10 protein-coding genes and 1 pseudogene are annotated in these 14,473 nt (G+C 70.4%); 10 read left to right on the top strand and 1 reads right to left on the bottom strand.

The genetic code is table 11. From position 1 onward, the window contains the following. Positions 1–71: 71 nt before the first annotated feature. Positions 72–693 (top strand): annotated as a pseudogene (locus BI335_RS15985) (mycothiol-dependent nitroreductase Rv2466c family protein). A gap of 265 nt (positions 694–958) precedes the next feature. On the opposite strand, the gene BI335_RS15980 reads toward BI335_RS15985, so the two are convergent. After that, the gene (locus BI335_RS15980) at positions 959–1,993 is read right to left on the bottom strand and encodes an NAD(P)H-dependent flavin oxidoreductase (protein ID WP_094432110.1); all 1,035 of its coding nucleotides are present in this window, start codon (positions 1,991–1,993) and stop codon (positions 959–961) included. 70 nt (positions 1,994–2,063) lie between these two features. On the opposite strand from BI335_RS15980, the gene BI335_RS15975 reads away from it, so the two are divergent. The 9 genes from BI335_RS15975 to BI335_RS15935 all read left to right on the top strand — a co-directional run bounded on the left by BI335_RS15975 (position 2,064) and on the right by BI335_RS15935 (position 14,459). Further along, a complete protein-coding gene (locus BI335_RS15975) occupies positions 2,064–2,870 on the top strand; it encodes an Fpg/Nei family DNA glycosylase (RefSeq protein WP_094432108.1) in 807 nt (268 codons plus the stop codon). Then, positions 2,843–4,336: a hypothetical protein gene (locus BI335_RS15970; protein WP_094432106.1), complete on the top strand. Its 1,494-nt coding sequence runs from the start codon at positions 2,843–2,845 to the stop codon at positions 4,334–4,336. The genes BI335_RS15975 and BI335_RS15970 overlap by 28 nt, the downstream gene beginning before the upstream one ends. A 40-nt stretch (positions 4,337–4,376) precedes the next feature. Next, positions 4,377–7,634, top strand: coding sequence for a bifunctional lysylphosphatidylglycerol synthetase/lysine--tRNA ligase LysX (lysX, locus tag BI335_RS15965; protein WP_094432104.1), 3,258 nt, complete (start codon positions 4,377–4,379; stop codon positions 7,632–7,634). 2 nt (positions 7,635–7,636) lie between these two features. After that, entirely contained in the window at positions 7,637–8,488 is an 852-nt protein-coding gene (locus BI335_RS15960) for an alpha/beta fold hydrolase (protein ID WP_094432102.1), read from the top strand. 48 nt (positions 8,489–8,536) lie between these two features. After that, entirely contained in the window at positions 8,537–9,556 is a 1,020-nt protein-coding gene (locus BI335_RS15955) for a LacI family DNA-binding transcriptional regulator (protein WP_094432099.1), read from the top strand. Positions 9,557–9,704: 148 nt separating this feature from the next. After that, the gene (locus BI335_RS15950) at positions 9,705–10,937 is read left to right on the top strand and encodes an amino acid ABC transporter substrate-binding protein (RefSeq protein ID WP_229119643.1); all 1,233 of its coding nucleotides are present in this window, start codon (positions 9,705–9,707) and stop codon (positions 10,935–10,937) included. Continuing rightward, entirely contained in the window at positions 10,934–11,815 is an 882-nt protein-coding gene (locus tag BI335_RS15945; protein WP_094355894.1) for a branched-chain amino acid ABC transporter permease, read from the top strand. Before BI335_RS15950 ends, BI335_RS15945 begins: the two co-directional genes overlap by 4 nt. Then, entirely contained in the window at positions 11,812–13,728 is a 1,917-nt protein-coding gene (locus tag BI335_RS15940) for a branched-chain amino acid ABC transporter ATP-binding protein/permease (RefSeq protein WP_094432093.1), read from the top strand. Before BI335_RS15945 ends, BI335_RS15940 begins: the two co-directional genes overlap by 4 nt. Beyond that, complete coding sequence (locus tag BI335_RS15935) at positions 13,725–14,459, top strand: ABC transporter ATP-binding protein (protein ID WP_094432090.1); 735 nt, start codon at positions 13,725–13,727, stop codon at positions 14,457–14,459. The genes BI335_RS15940 and BI335_RS15935 overlap by 4 nt, the downstream gene beginning before the upstream one ends. The last annotated feature ends 14 nt before the right edge of the window (positions 14,460–14,473 follow it).

The following is a 14,473-nucleotide window of genomic DNA, read 5'->3' as shown; positions in this document are numbered from 1 at the left end:
CAAAACCCCGGCGGAGGTCCGGATCGGGGGCAGCGCCGATCAGCGATGACCCGCACTCCTAGACTGCACCCATGACGCAGACCGATGCACCTGTCACGACCGTCGATCTCTGGTTCGACCCGCTCTGCCCCTGGGCCTGGATGACCTCCCGCTGGCTGCTCGAGGTGGAGAAGGTACGCCCGGTGAAGGCCGTCTTCCACGTGATGAGCCTCTCGGTGCTCAACGAGGGCCGCGACCTGCGCGAGGAGTACCGCGCCAAGATGGACGCCGGCTGGCGCGGCGTCCGCGTCGCCCTGGCCGTCGAGGAGAAGTACGGCTCGGACAAGCTCGGTGAGTACTACACCGCCATCGGCACCCGGATCCATCCCGGCGGTGAGGACGGCAGTGAGCGCGCCACCATCGAGGCCGCGCTGAGCGAGGTCGGCCTGCCCACTGAGCTGGCCGACGCCGGTTGGACCGATGCGAACGACGAGGCGCTGAAGCGCTCGCACCACGAGGGCATGGACCCCGTCGGTGACGAGGTCGGTACGCCGGTGATCCACATCAACGGTGAGGCCCTGTTCGGCCCGGTGATCTCCCCGGCCCCCAAATGAGCAGGCCGGTCGCCTGTTCGACGGCTTCTCGCTGCTGACCGAGTACGACGGTTTCTTCGAGGCCAAGCGGACCCGCACCCGCGACCCGATCTTCGACTGAGTCTCACAACGGTCATCGAGTGGCTGGCCGGGCGCAGCGCAGCGGAGCCGGGGCAGCGTGTCGAGATGACTCCGCAGGTGTGGGTGGGGTCGATGATCCACTGCGCCGCTCATCTCGACACGCTCGCTGCGCGAGCTACTCGATGAGCGTGTGGTTACGTTCGCTGCGCGAGCTACTCGATGAGCGTGTGGTGACGGTCATCGAGTAGCTGGCCGGGCGGAGCGGAGCGGAGCCGGGGCAGCGTGTCGAGATGACTCGGTCCGCCTCAGAGTTCGGCGGCGAGGGCGGTGACCAGGTCGGCGGCGGGGAGGTCGACGGCGCGGCGATAGTTCGTACCGGCCCACAGATGCAGGCTGTCGGCGTCACCGGCGGCTGCTGCTGCCTTGCGCAGCGGGCCGGTGAGCTGGTTGACCTGCGGGTAGGCGGCCGGGGCGTCGGCATCGTGTTCGTCGATGAATCGGTTCCGCAGCCCACGGGCCGGCCGGCCGGAGAAGGCGCGGGTGACCACCGTGTCGCGGCGTCTGGTGAGCGCCTTGCGATGGGTCTCGTTCGTACCGGCCTCGGGGCAGCGCAGGAACAGGCTGCCCAGCTGCACCGCGGTCGCCCCGGCGGCCAGCAGTTCCCGGATCTGCGCCGCGGTACCGATGCCCCCGGCGGCGATCAGCGGCAGCTCCACCGCCGCGCGGACCTCGGCGAGCAGGTCGGCCAGCGGCAGCGTCGACGGTTCGTCGGTGACCCGGTGAGTACCGCGATGCCCGCCGGCATCCGGGCCCTGCACGCACAGTGCGTCCATCCCGCGGTCGGCGGCCGCCCGGGCCTCGGGCACGGTGGTGACCGTGCCCACCAGCGCCGACCCGGCGGCGTGCAACCGCTCCGCTTCCTCGGCCGACGGCAGCCCGAAGGTGAATGACACCACCGCCACCGGGTTCCCGGCGAGCAGCTCCAGTTTCGCCGCCCAGTGGTCGGTATCCGACCAGTCCAGCTCGCCGACCGCGGCACCCAGCCGCTCCGCGTCGGGCCGCAGGGATTCGGCGTACGCCGACAGGTCCTGTCGCTGCTGCGGCTCGGGCACGAACAGGTTCACCCCGAACGGCCGCTCGGTCAGCTCACGGGTCCGGGCGATCCGTTCCGCCAGTGCGTCCGCGGTCAGGTAACCCGCCGGCAGATAGCCGAAGCCACCGGCCTCGCCGACCGCGGCGACCAGCTCCGGCGTACTCGGCCCGCCGGCCATCGGCGCCAGCACGATCGGCAACCGGTGCGCGGGCAGTGCGGAGTCGGCGATGATCGGGATTTCTGTCATGGCAGCACAATAGGCTGATTGCTGCCAGCTGCTCCGAACGATCAGCCCAACCGATCAGAAGGAAGAATCGTTGCCCGAGGGACACACCCTGCACCGGCTCGCCGACGACCTGTCGACGGCCTTCGCCGGCACCAGCCCGCGCGTCAGCTCCCCGCAGGGCCGGATGAGCGAGGCCGCGGCCCTGGTCGACGGCACCGAGCTGGAGTCGGCGAGCGCGCACGGCAAGCACCTCTTCCTCGACTTCGCCGGCGACCGGGTGATCCACGTGCACCTGGGCCTGATCGGCAAGTTCACCCTGACCCCGTTCGCCCCGCCGACCGGTCAGGTGCGGCTGCGGCTGGCGAACGACGAGACCGCCGCCGATCTGCGCGGCCCGCAGCTGTGCGCGCTGCGGACGCCGGCCGAGGTGTCCGCCCAGGTCGCGAAGCTCGGGCCCGACCCGCTGCGCACCGACGCCGACCCGGAGCTCGCCTGGCGGAAGATCCAGCGCTCCAGCAAGCCGATCGCCGCTCTGCTGATGGACCAGAAGGTGTTGTCCGGGGTCGGCAACGTCTACCGGGCCGAGGTGCTGTTCCGCAATCGGCTGTCCCCGATGACCCCGGGCAACCAGCTGCGGCGCCAGTCCTGGCGGGCGATCTGGTCCGATCTGGTCGAACTGATGCCGATCGGCGTGCGCGACAACCGGATCGACACCGTCAGCGACGAGCACACCCCCGAGGCGATGGGCCGCCCACCGCGCCGCGACGACCACGGCGGTGAGGTCTATGTCTATCGCCGCAACGGCATGGATTGCCTGGTCTGCGGCCGCGAGGTGCGGACCCAGCTGCTGGAGGGCCGCAATCTGTTCTGGTGCGCGACCTGTCAGCGGCGCCGATGAGCGAGACCGAGGCCGTGCTCGGCTGGGGCTGGCAGGCGGCGGGGGAGCGGTTCGGCTGCCAGCTCGAGTTCGACGAGGACGGCACCCTGACCGGGCTGCGGGCCGGCGGCGGGGAGCAGATCATCGACCGGCTCGCGGTGGCCGGCATCCGCCGCGACGGCGAGCTGCACCGCTGGGAGCCGCGGCAGCTCTGGCTGGAATCCGATGAGGTCGAGGCCCGCGGCGACTGCGCCGGACTGCAGCTGCGGGTGCGGCACAATCTGGACCACACTTGGCAGCTGCGGGTGCTGCTGCGCAATGCCAGCGATCACGAGATCGCCATCGACGGGCTCGTCCTCGACGCGGCCGCCGGCAAGGACGCGCTGCTCACCGTGTACGCCGCCGGCGCGCTCGGCCTGCTCGGCTGGCACCGCCTCGGTACCGGCGGCCCATCGGGCCCATCCGGCCCGGCCGGCCCGCAGACCCTCGGGTTGCGCCTGGGCCGCGGTGACCTCGAACTCGTTGACGGTGAGCTGCGTACGCCGCCGCTGCGGCTCGGTCCGGGGAAGGCGTACACCCTCACCCTGCACGGCGAGTGGTACGCCGACCAGACCGCGCTGGCCGCGCGGCTGCCGCAGTGGTTCCCGCCGCGGCTCGACCTCGACGTCCATGCCGACCCGGACCCGCTGCTGGAACATCCCGACGCCGCGCTGGAGTGGAGCGATCCGGGTCGGTCGCTGCGCACTCTGAGCATCGCCGGGCCGGAGGGGCTGATCCGGCTCGATGTCGCATTCGCCGACGAGGAGCCCCTGCTGCGTGGCGTCGTGGACGCGATCCGCGGCCAGGGTCGGCTCGCCGACGCGACCCAGGCGCTGGTGCTGCAGCACGCCGCCCACCGGCAGCTGCTCGGCGCCGACGAGGCCGCCCAGCTGCTCACCGAGTACGCCGAACGCACCCCCGACGACCCGTCACCGCGCCGGGTGCTGGTCTGGATCCGGATGCACGCCGATGGTCTCGACCTCGGCGAGGATCTGCTGCAGCGCGCCGCCGACGAGCTCGCCGGGCTGCCGGTCGGGCCCGGGCACGGCCTGGCCACCCTGCACCTGTGGATCCGGCAGCGACTGACCGGCCAGGAACCCGACCCGACCGGCCCGCTGACCGCGATCGCCGCGGCCGCGGCCGACCCGGCCACCGATCCGCTGCTGCTGCTCGAAGTCGGCACGGTGCTGCCGGCGCTCCCCGGTGACCCGCGGCGCGCCCGGGCCGAACGGCTCGCGGACCTGCTGACCGGCACCCGGCCCGCCGAACCGCACCCGGCGTACCCCGACCAGGAACTCGCCCGCCTGCTCGCGGTCCGCTCACTCGCCCAGCGGCCGGACACCGAGCTGCTCCGCCGGCTGCTGGCGCGCGCCGCCGACGCCGCGGATCCCCTCGCCGCCACCGATGCGCTCTCCTGGCTCGCGCTGCGGGAGGTGGAGCCGGCGTGAACGCCGGGCGCGACGACCCGATCGGTGGCAGGGTGGGCAGATGCAGGTTCTGCGCCGCGCGGTGAGCGCCCTCCTCCGACGCACCCCGTGGGTCTTCTCGCGGTTGCTCTATCTGGGCCTGGTGCTGCAGGTGGTGCATCTGCTGTTCGGTTCGGCGATCTGGATCCGCCGGGTGGTCGGGGTCTATTCGATCGCGTTCTTCGACGTGATCGGCTCCTCGCTCGGCTTCGGCGCCTTCCTGATGATCCTCGGGTGGGGACTGACCCGGCGCAAACGGCTCGCCTGGTGGGTGACCGTGCTGCTGCTCGGCCTGCAGGCCGTGGTCAACCTGCTGCTGATCGTCTCGCTGCTGATCGTGGAGAACGTCCGCGGGGACCGGCGGGTGCTGGCCATCGCGATCGTCTCCCTGGTCACCAGCACCCTGATGCTGGTCTGGCTGATCGCCGCCCGCAAGCAGTTCGGGGCCCGGTCCCCGCGCGGCAACTGGCTGAAGGCGCTGCTGGTGCTGGTGATCGGCTTCACGGTGACCGCCGGGATCGGCGCCCTGCTGGTGATGGTGGTCCCGGCCGACCCCGCGCGGCGCGGCCCGGTACCCCGGTTGGAATGGCTCTGGCACCGGCTGCTGCACGACAGTGCCGGCCCCACCCTGGCGATGCCGCGCTGGGTGGCGGCGCTGCTCGGCTTCCTGCAGGCGGTCAGCCTGCTCGCCGCGTTCTGGGCGCTGCTGCGCTCCCAGATGAACGCGGTCGCCCACAACCCGGGTGACGAACCGCTGGTGCGCGCCCTGGTCGCGGAGTCCCCGGACGATTCGCTGGCCTACTTCGCCACCCGCCGGGACAAGTCCTGGTGCTTCGCCGACGACAGCCGGGCCGCGATCGCCTACCGGGTCGTGCTGGGCTGCTGCCTCGCCTCCGGCGACCCGGTCGGACCTCGACAGGAGTGGCCGAGCGCGATCCGCGCCTGGCAGCAGATGGCGCACGACTACGGCTGGACCCCGGCGGTCATCGGGGCCTCGGAGACCGGTGCGGAGGCGTACGCCCGCCACGCCGACCTGCGCATCGTGAAGCTGGGCGACGAGGCCGTCCTCGAACCGCGCAACTTCAACCTGGACAGCCACGAGCTGCGTCCGGTGCGGCAAGCGGTCGAGCGGATGCGGCGGCTCGGCTACACGGTCCGGATCCGGCGCCACGATGCGATCGACCCGGTCGAGATGGAACGGCTGATCGAGCTCGCCGACCGCTGGCGCGACACCGAGGAGGAGCGCGGCTTCTCGATGGCGCTGGGCCGCCTCGGCGACCCGCTGGACGGTGGCTGCCTGATGGTGGAGGCCCTGTTCGCCGATGACGAGCAGCGCGCCGGTACCGAGGTGGCCGGGCTGTTGTCCTTCGTGCCGTGGGGGCCGGACGGCTATTCGCTGGATGTGATGCGCCGCAACCCGGAGGCGGACAACGGGGTCACCGAGCTGATGGTCGCCGAGCTGATGGCCTCGGGCGTACGCCGGGTCTCGCTCAACTTCGCGGTCTTCCGCTCCGCCTTCGAACGCGGTGCGCAGATCGGCGCCGGGCCGTTGATCCGGCTCTGGCGGCGATTGCTGCTGTTCGCCTCCCGCTGGTGGCAGCTCGAGTCGCTCTACCGCTCCAATGTGAAATATCGACCCGACTGGCTGCCGCGCTATCTGGGTTACGACCCGGACAGTGGCGATGTGGCGCTGGTCGGCGCGGCCTCCGGGGTGGCCGAGGGATTCGTCGACCTGCCGGCCTGGCTGGTCGGCAAGCCGACCCTGGCACCGGCCCCGACGCTGGCCGAGGTGGAGGCCGTGCTGCCCACCCCGACCACCCCGCCGGACACCCGACCCGAACAGGTCCGGATCCGCGCCGGCAAGCGGGAGCGGCTGCTGGCCGGCGGGGCCGATCCCTACCCGCCCGACTTCCAACCGACCGCCACCTGTGCCGATGCCACCGGGGAATGCTCGGTCGCCGGCCGGGTGCTGCGGATCCGTGACCACGGTGGGGTGATCTTCTGCGAGCTGCGGGACTGGTCGGGGGACCTGCAGGTGCTGTTGTCGGCCGACCGGGTCGCCGACCTGCAGCGCTTCGGCCGCGACGTCGACCTCGGTGACCATGTCGGCTTCCACGGGGTGGTCGGGGAGTCGCGCACCGGCACCCGCTCGCTGCTCGCCGACGGCTGGCGGCTGACCGCCAAATCGCTGCGGCCGCTGCCGGACAAGCGCGGTGGGCTCAGCGACCCCGAGGCCCGGGTCCGGCAGCGCTACCTCGACCTGACCATCAACCGGAGCGCCGCCGCGCGGCTGCGTACCCGGTCCGAGGCGATCAGCGAGGTCCGCCGGATCCTGCTGGACCGCGGTTTCCTCGAGGTGGAGACACCGATCCTGCAGGCGATCCACGGTGGTGCGAACGCCCGCCCGTTCCGCACCCACATCAACGCCTACGACCTCGACCTCTATCTGCGGATCGCCCCGGAGCTCTATCTCAAGCGGCTGCTGGTCGGCGGCGTCGACCGGGTCTTCGAGCTCGGCCGCAACTTCCGCAACGAGGGCGCCGACGCCACCCACAACCCCGAGTTCACGATGCTCGAGGCCTATCAGGCGTACGCCGACTACACCACCATGCGGCATCTCACCAAGGACCTGATCACCGGCGCGGTGACCGCGGGCACCGGTGGCACCACCCTGCTCGGCCGCGATCACACCGGCACCGTGCAGGAGGTGGACCTGGCCGGTGACTGGCCGGTGGTCACGGTCAACGACGCGATCTCGGCCGCCTGCGGGGAACCGGTCACCGCCGACACCGACCGGGAGGCGCTGGTCGCGCTGGCCCGCCGCCTGGACATCCCGATCGACGCCCGCTGGACCCGCGGCAACGTGCTGCTCGAGCTCTATGAGCACCTGGTCGAGGACCGCACGGTGGCCCCCACCTTCTATACCGATTTCCCGGCCGAGGTGTCCCCGCTGACCCGCCAGCACCGCACCGACGACCGGCTCGCCGAACGCTGGGACCTGGTCGCCTTCGGCGCCGAGATCGGTACCGCCTATTCGGAGCTGGTGGACCCGGTGCTGCAGCGGCAGCGGCTCACCGAGCAGTCACTGCAGGCCGCCGGGGGCGACCCGGAGGCGATGGAACTGGACGAGGACTTCCTGGTCGCGCTGGAACACGGCATGCCACCGGCCGGCGGTCTCGGGATGGGCATCGACCGGTTGGTGATGATGATCACCAACACCTCGATCCGCGACGCGATCACCTTCCCGCTGGTCCGCCCCCGGCGGGCGGGAAGGGGCTGAGGGTGGCCGTCACGATCGCCAATGTGAACGATTTCGGCGGCCGCGCGATCCACTGGCGCGAGCAGTCGGGCAGGGGACCGACGGTGCTGCTGCTGAACGGGGCCGGGCTGGCCGCCGAGCACTGGGACCAGGTGGTGGCGCTGCTGCCCGGGCGGCATCTGGTGCGGTTCGACCGTCCGGGGATGGGTGGTACGCGATGGCCGGGTACGCTGCCGACCCTGGCGGAGGAGGTGCGCAGCCTGACCGAACTGGTCCGCACCGTCGGTGCCCCGGCGGTGCTGGTCGCGCACTCGATGGCCGCCTTCCATGCCGAGGCGCTGGCCCGGCTGCGGCCCGAGCTGGTCGCCGGACTGGTGCTGGTCGACGGCTCGGTCGAGTTCCCGGCCAGGCCCCCGCGCGCGGTCGGCGTACGCCTGATCCGCTCCCTGCAGCAGATCGCGCGCCGGGCCCCGGTGCTGCATCTGGGTTCGCTCGCGCATCGGGCCGGGGCGTCATTGCAGAGCCGGCGGCTCACCCTGCGGCACCAGTGGGAGCGCCGGGTCGGTGAGCTCTACGACGATCCGGAGTCGGTGGCGATGGGGCTGGCCGAATCGGCCGCCTATCCCCGGCAGGCCTGGGATCTGCTGGCGCTGCGCCGCGACCACCCGATGCCGGACCTGCCGGTGCTGGTGCTCACCGCCGCCGACCAGACCGTCGAGCGGGACTGGCCGGCGCGGCAACGGCGGCTGACCCGATTGCTCGGCGGCCGCCAGCTGCTGGTGGAGGGTTCGGATCACCTGATGATGATCGACCGGCCCGAGGTGATCGCCGACGGGGTGCGGGCCCTGCTGCCGACCGATTCCGTCGACGGCTAGGGTTCCTCCCAGTTCGCTGCCCGCAGTGGTGCGTGGAAGGGAGGGACGATGGCCACTCGAGTGACGCTCAGCGAGGTCGCCGAACTCGCCGGCGTGCATCGTGGCACCGCGTCCCGTGCCCTCAATCCGCAGACCGAGTCGCAGCTCAACATCGACACCGTACGCCGGGTCAAGCAGGCGGCGGAGTCGCTCGGTTATGTCCCGGATGCGTTGGCCCGCGGGCTGCGGATGAGCCGGTCGATGACGGTCGGGATGATCATCCCCGACCTGACCAGCCCGATCTTCCCGCCGATCGTGCGGGGGATCGAGGAAATCCTGCAGCCACAGGGATACACGGCGCTGCTCACCAACAGCGACGGCGATCTGGCGGTGGAGAGCAGCCTCTACCACTCGCTGCGGCAGCGTCGGGTGGATGGCTTCCTGCTCGCCACCGGCCGGCTCGATGAGCAGCCGGTGCTCGCCCGGGCGCAGGCCGACGGGGTGCTCGCGGTGATGGTCAACCGGGAGGCGGGCAGGGCGCCGTTCCCGGCGGTGATCGCCGATTCGCAGGCCGGCATCCGGATGGCCCTGGATCACGCGCTCGAGCTCGGTCACCGGCGCATCGTGCACCTCTCCGGCCCGACCAGTTTCTCCACCACCCGGCAGCGGCGGGAGGCGTTCGTCGCCGCCGCGCGCGGGGTCGCCGGCCTGGAGTGGGGGGTGCACGAGGCCGCGGACCTGTCCATCGCCGAGGGGGAGCGGGTGATGGCGGAGGTGCTCGCCACCAGCCACCGCCCGACCGCCGTGCTCGCCGGCAACGACCTGCTGGCCCTCGGGGCGTTGCATACAATCCGGCGGGCCGGGCTGCGGTGCCCGGAGGACCTCTCGGTGCTCGGATTCAACGACATGCCGTTCGCCGGCGACCTCTCTCCGGCGCTCACCACGATCCACGTACCGCTGCGGCAGATCGGCTGCGAATCCGCGCGAATGCTGCTGCAGGCCATCAATTCCGGCGTTCAGAAGCCGATCACCAGAACCCTGCCGGTGAGCCTGCAGGTGCGTGAGTCGACCGGTCCCGTCCCAGCCTGACCTGGCAGGTGTTGACCCCTCCCGGGTCTCGACCTATGCTCGACCGCAATCGATTGCGAAGCAAGATTTGATACATTGTTGCAGTCGATGGCCGCTCGGCACTCCGAGCCGGATCGCAGCTGTCACTCGAGGTTGAGGAAACAGAATGGTGAACAGAGACGTTCTCCGCAGGGTGGGGGCGACCGCCGCCGCGGCCGCCCTGCTGGCCGTGGTCGGGTGCTCACCCGATCGGCCGGCCGATGACGGGACCGGCCCGATCCGGATCGGCGCCTCGCTGCCGCTGAGCGGTGAGTTCAGTCAGGGTGGCCGGGACACCCAGCAGGGTTACGAGGTCTGGCAGGCGTTGCAGAACGAGCGCGGCGGGCTGCTCGGTCGGCCGGTCGAGATGATCGTCCGCGACGACGCGACCAACCAGAACCAGGTGGTCACCAACTACACCTCGCTGATCTCCTCGGAGAAGGTGAATCTGCTGCTGGGCACCCAGTCCTCGCTGCTGAACATCCCCGGGTCGGCGATCGCCGAGAAGAACAAGATGCTCTACGTCTGCCCCTCGTGCGCCTCGCCGAAGATGTTCGACCGCGGTTACCAGTACATGTTCTTCTCCCAGCAGGCGACCGCGGACCGGCAGGCGCAGACCTTCGCCGACTGGGTGGCCGGGCTGCCCGAGAGCGAGCGGCCGAAGACCGCGGCGTACCCGGCACTGGACGATCCGTTCGCCGCCCCGGTGGTCGAGAACGTCCGGCAGACCCTGGAGGCCGCCGGCATCCGCACCGTCTACGCCGATGTCTATCCCACCACCACGAAGAACTTCGACTCGATCGTCAACACGCTCAAGGACGCCCGGGCCGACATCGTCGTGCACGGCTCCCAGTACGAGGACGGCATCAACATGGTGCGGGCGATGAACCGGGCCAACTACCAGCCCGGGCTGCTCTACCAGAGCTCCTCACCCACCTTCGGCCAGCAGTATCTGGACGGGGTGGGGGAGGCCAACACCCAGGGCGTGCTGTTCTCCGCCAGTTACGATGTCGGGCTGGAAACCCCCGGAAACAAGGAATTCCGGGAACGCTACGCGCAGATGTTCGGTGGCGCGCCACCAGAGGACGCCGCCGACGGGTACGCCGCCGGGCAGGTGCTCGCGGCCGCCGTGCAGGCCGTCGGCAATGTCGACGACCAGCGCGCACTGGCCGACTGGCTGCGCGCCAACGAGGTGGCCACCGTGCTCGGCCCGCTGAGCTGGAATGCCAACGGCAGCCCCAAGGGCGAGTTCCTGGTCGGGCAGTGGCAGTCCGGTGAACCCAAGGTGGTGCTGCCCCGTGAGGTCGCCACCAGTCAGACCATCTATCGCTGGCGCGGCCAGCCCATCGGAGGTGCCCGATGATCGCCCTGATCCAGACCCTCATCCTCGGCCTGCTGGTCGGTGGCGTGTACGCCCTGATGGCCTCCGGGCTGACCCTGATCTTCGGCGTGATGCGGGTGATCAACCTCGCCCACGGCGCCTTCGCCATCGTCGCGGCCTATCTCACCTTCACGCTGTGGGCGAGCTTCGGATTCGACCCGCTGCTGGTGATCCCGGTGGTGATGGTGGTCATGTTCGGGCTCGGTTGGCTCGCCTACGTGCTGGTGGTCCGGCACGTCCGCGGCAGCCACATCACGATGACCGTGCTGGCCACCTTCGGCCTGGCCCTGCTGCTGGAGGGGGTGATGGGCTTCATCTGGGGCAACCGGTCCGCCTCGGTCCGCCCGGCGTACGCCGATGCCTCGGTGCAGATCGGGCCCTTCGCCCTGCCGGTGGTCACCCTGATCGCGGCCGGGATCGCCGCCCTGGTGCTGTTCGGGCTGCATCTGCTGCTCGAGCGGACCTGGACCGGACGCGCCATCCGCGCCGCCTCGCTGAACGAGAGCGGTGCCCTGCTGGTCGGGGTGAGCGTCAAGGCCCTGGCGGCGACCACCTTCGCGATCGGTATCGCCACCGTCGGCGCCGGCGGCGCGATCCTCGCCACCACCTACCCGTTCGTGCCCGCCACCCACTACCAGTGGATCGCCCGGTTGCTGGCGATCGTCGTACTCGGCGGCCTGGGCAGTCTGCCCGGTGCGGTCCTGGGCGCCCTGCTGATCGGTGTCGGGGAGATGTTCGCCACCGCCTACATCGGTGCCTCCTGGCCGGTCGCGGTGCCGTTCCTGGTGATCTTCATCGTCCTGCTGGTCCGCCCGCAGGGCATCCTCGGCCAGCCCCTTCGAGAGGACGCAGTCGCATGAGCACCCAGCAGAGTGAAACCGTTGTGCCGCAGGAAAGTGCGACCGAAGCACCCCGGGGTGGCCCGAGCTGGCTCGACCCCCGCACGGTCAAGCTCGCCACCCGGGTGCTGCTGATCGCAGCAGCGGCGGTGATCGTGCTCTTCCCGATCTCACCCAGCCTCTCCGCCGAGAACACGGTGATCCTGGCGCTGGTGCTCGCCATCGGTGCGACCGGGTTGAACATCATCACCGGGTACGCCGGTTACCTGTCGCTCAGCCAGGGCGCCTTCGTCGGCATCGGTGCCTATGTGGTGGCGATGATGAGCGAGGCGGTGCCCGGGGTCAGCCCCTTCGTCTGGGTGCCGATGGCCGGTGTCATCACCGCCCTGCTGGCGGCCCTGCTGGGCCTGGTCACCTACCGCACCCGTGGGCCGGCCTTTGTCATCATCACCCTCGCGTTCCTCTTCCTGGTTCAGTTCGTGGCCATCCAGGCCTCCGACTTCACCGGCGGCACCGCGGGCATCACGATGGCGCTGCCGCAGTGGCCCGAGGCCTGGGGTAACTGGCCCTTCCATCTGGCTCTGGTCGCGCTGCTCGGGCTGTCGCTGCTGATGTCCTGGTGGATCCGCCGGACCAAGTTCGGCATGGGCCTGATCGCGATCCGCGACGACGAGGGCAAGGCCGGCACCGTCGGGGTCAACGCACCGGTCTACAAGCTGATCGCCTTCGGTGCCAGCGCCCTGTTCGTCGGGATGGCCGGCGGTGTCTACGGCTACTACTTCACCTTCGTCGATCCGATCAACATGTTCGCGATCCTGATGAGCGTGCAGATCGTGCTGGCGGTGATCCTCGGTGGCCGGGGTACGCTCTTCGGCCCGGTGCTCGGGGCGTTCATCATCGAGCCGCTGAACAGCTTCGCCAACTCGACCCTCGGTGGCGGCAACGCCCGGTTGGTGATCTTCGGCGGGATGCTCATCCTGCTGGTGATCCTGCTGCCCAAGGGAATCCTGCCCTCGGTCGCCGATCTGTTGGAGCGGATCCGCACCCGCGGCACCGTCGGGCTCTCCGGGCAGCGCCTGGCCCCGGTCACCGCACCGCCGATCAGCACCGAACCGCGTCAGGTGGTGCATCCGCCCGAGCACACCCGGGCCCTGCTCGAGGTGCAGGGGGTGAACAAGAACTTCGGTGGGCTGAAGGCGGTCGACGACTGCAGTTTCACCGTGCCGGAGGGGTCGATCACCGCACTGATCGGGCCGAACGGGTCGGGCAAGACGACGGTGTTCAATCTGATCTCGGGCACCCTCACCCCGGACTCGGGGCAGATCCTGCTGGACGGTGACCGGGTGGACAACCAACCGCCCTGGGGACGCGCCCACCGGGGCATCGGGCGTACCTTCCAGATCACCCGGTTGTTCCGGGAGATGACGGTGCTGGAGAACATCGTCACCCCGCTGCGCGCCTTCTCCTTCGGTCAGCTGGGCCGGGATGCGGTGAGCGGCTCCGAGGCCGAGCGGGCGATGGAACTGCTCGACTTCGTCGGGCTGGCCCGCTACCGCGACGCCCCCGCCGGGTCGCTGTCCTACGGCCAGCTGAAGCTGATCGAACTCGCCCAGATCCTCGTCCTCGATCCGAAGCTGATCCTGCTCGACGAACCGGCCGGTGGCATCAACCCGACGCTGATCGAGCGGATGGGTGACCTGATCCGGGCGCTGAACGCCGAGGGCAAGACGTTCCTGATCGTCGAACACAACATGCCGTTCGTGCTCGGCCTGTGCGACCCGATCCGGGTGCTGGCCAAGGGCAGCGTGATCGCCGAGGGCGATCCGGACCAGATCCAGGCCGACCCGGCGGTCATCGACGCCTATCTGGGCGATGACTACCTGCTGGAACGCGAAACCTCCGGAGATCTCATCGGGGAAGGGAAAAAGTCATGATCAGGCTCGAGGGTGTGGTCGCCGGGTACGGCGGCGGGAACGTGCTGCAGGGGGTGGATCTGGAGGTGCAGGCCGGGGAACTGGGTTGCATCGTCGGCCCCAACGGTGCCGGCAAGTCGACGGTGCTGCGCACCATCAGCGGCCTGCTGAAACCCAGCCGGGGCAAGGTCCTGCTGGACGGGCAGGATCTCACCGGGCTGCCGCCCGATGAGATCCTGCGCCACGGCGTCGCCCAGGTGCCGCAGGCCAACGGTCTGTTCCCGAATCTGAGCGTCAGGGAGAACATCCTGATGGGCGCCTATGTGATCCGCCGCCAGCGCGGGCTGGTCCGGGACCGGCTGGACCAGGTGCTGGATCAGTTCCCGCTGGTCAAGGACCGGTTGAACACCCGCTGCGGGATGCTCTCCGGCGGCCAGCGACGGATGGTCGAGTTCGCCCGTTCGTTGATGCTGGATCCGAAACTGGTGCTGCTCGACGAGCCCTCCCTGGGTCTCGATCCCAAGTCGCTGACCGTCATCGACGAATCGGTCGCGGTGATGCGGGAACGTGGCACCGCGATCCTGATGGTCGAGCAGAACGTCCGCTTCGGGATGCGGATGGCCAGCACCGGGATCGTGATGGAGTCCGGGCGGGTGCTGCTCTCCGGGCCCGCGGGCGAGATCCTCGACAATCCCGAGATCGCCGACCTCTACTTCGGTGGCGCGGTGCAGACCGCGGACGCCGACGCGTGAACGAAAAGACCCCC

Origin of the sequence: Enemella evansiae (genome assembly GCF_002250705.1) — a bacterium.
Classification (GTDB): Bacteria; Actinomycetota; Actinomycetes; order Propionibacteriales; family Propionibacteriaceae; genus Enemella; species Enemella evansiae.
This window is presented reverse-complemented; position numbering and strand designations above follow the sequence as displayed.

Excerpts from the sequence above, each read along its gene's own strand:
- BI335_RS15955 (WP_094432099.1), top strand. The coding sequence starts at position 8,537 with ATGGCCACTCGAGTGACGCTCAGCGAGGTCGCCGAACTCGCCGGCGTG.
- BI335_RS15940 (WP_094432093.1), top strand. The coding sequence starts at position 11,812 with ATGAGCACCCAGCAGAGTGAAACCGTTGTGCCGCAGGAAAGTGCGACC.
- BI335_RS15980 (WP_094432110.1), bottom strand. The coding sequence starts at position 1,993 with ATGACAGAAATCCCGATCATCGCCGACTCCGCACTGCCCGCGCACCGG.
- BI335_RS15935 (WP_094432090.1), top strand. The coding sequence starts at position 13,725 with ATGATCAGGCTCGAGGGTGTGGTCGCCGGGTACGGCGGCGGGAACGTG.
- lysX (WP_094432104.1), top strand. The coding sequence starts at position 4,377 with ATGCAGGTTCTGCGCCGCGCGGTGAGCGCCCTCCTCCGACGCACCCCG.
- BI335_RS15945 (WP_094355894.1), top strand. The coding sequence starts at position 10,934 with ATGATCGCCCTGATCCAGACCCTCATCCTCGGCCTGCTGGTCGGTGGC.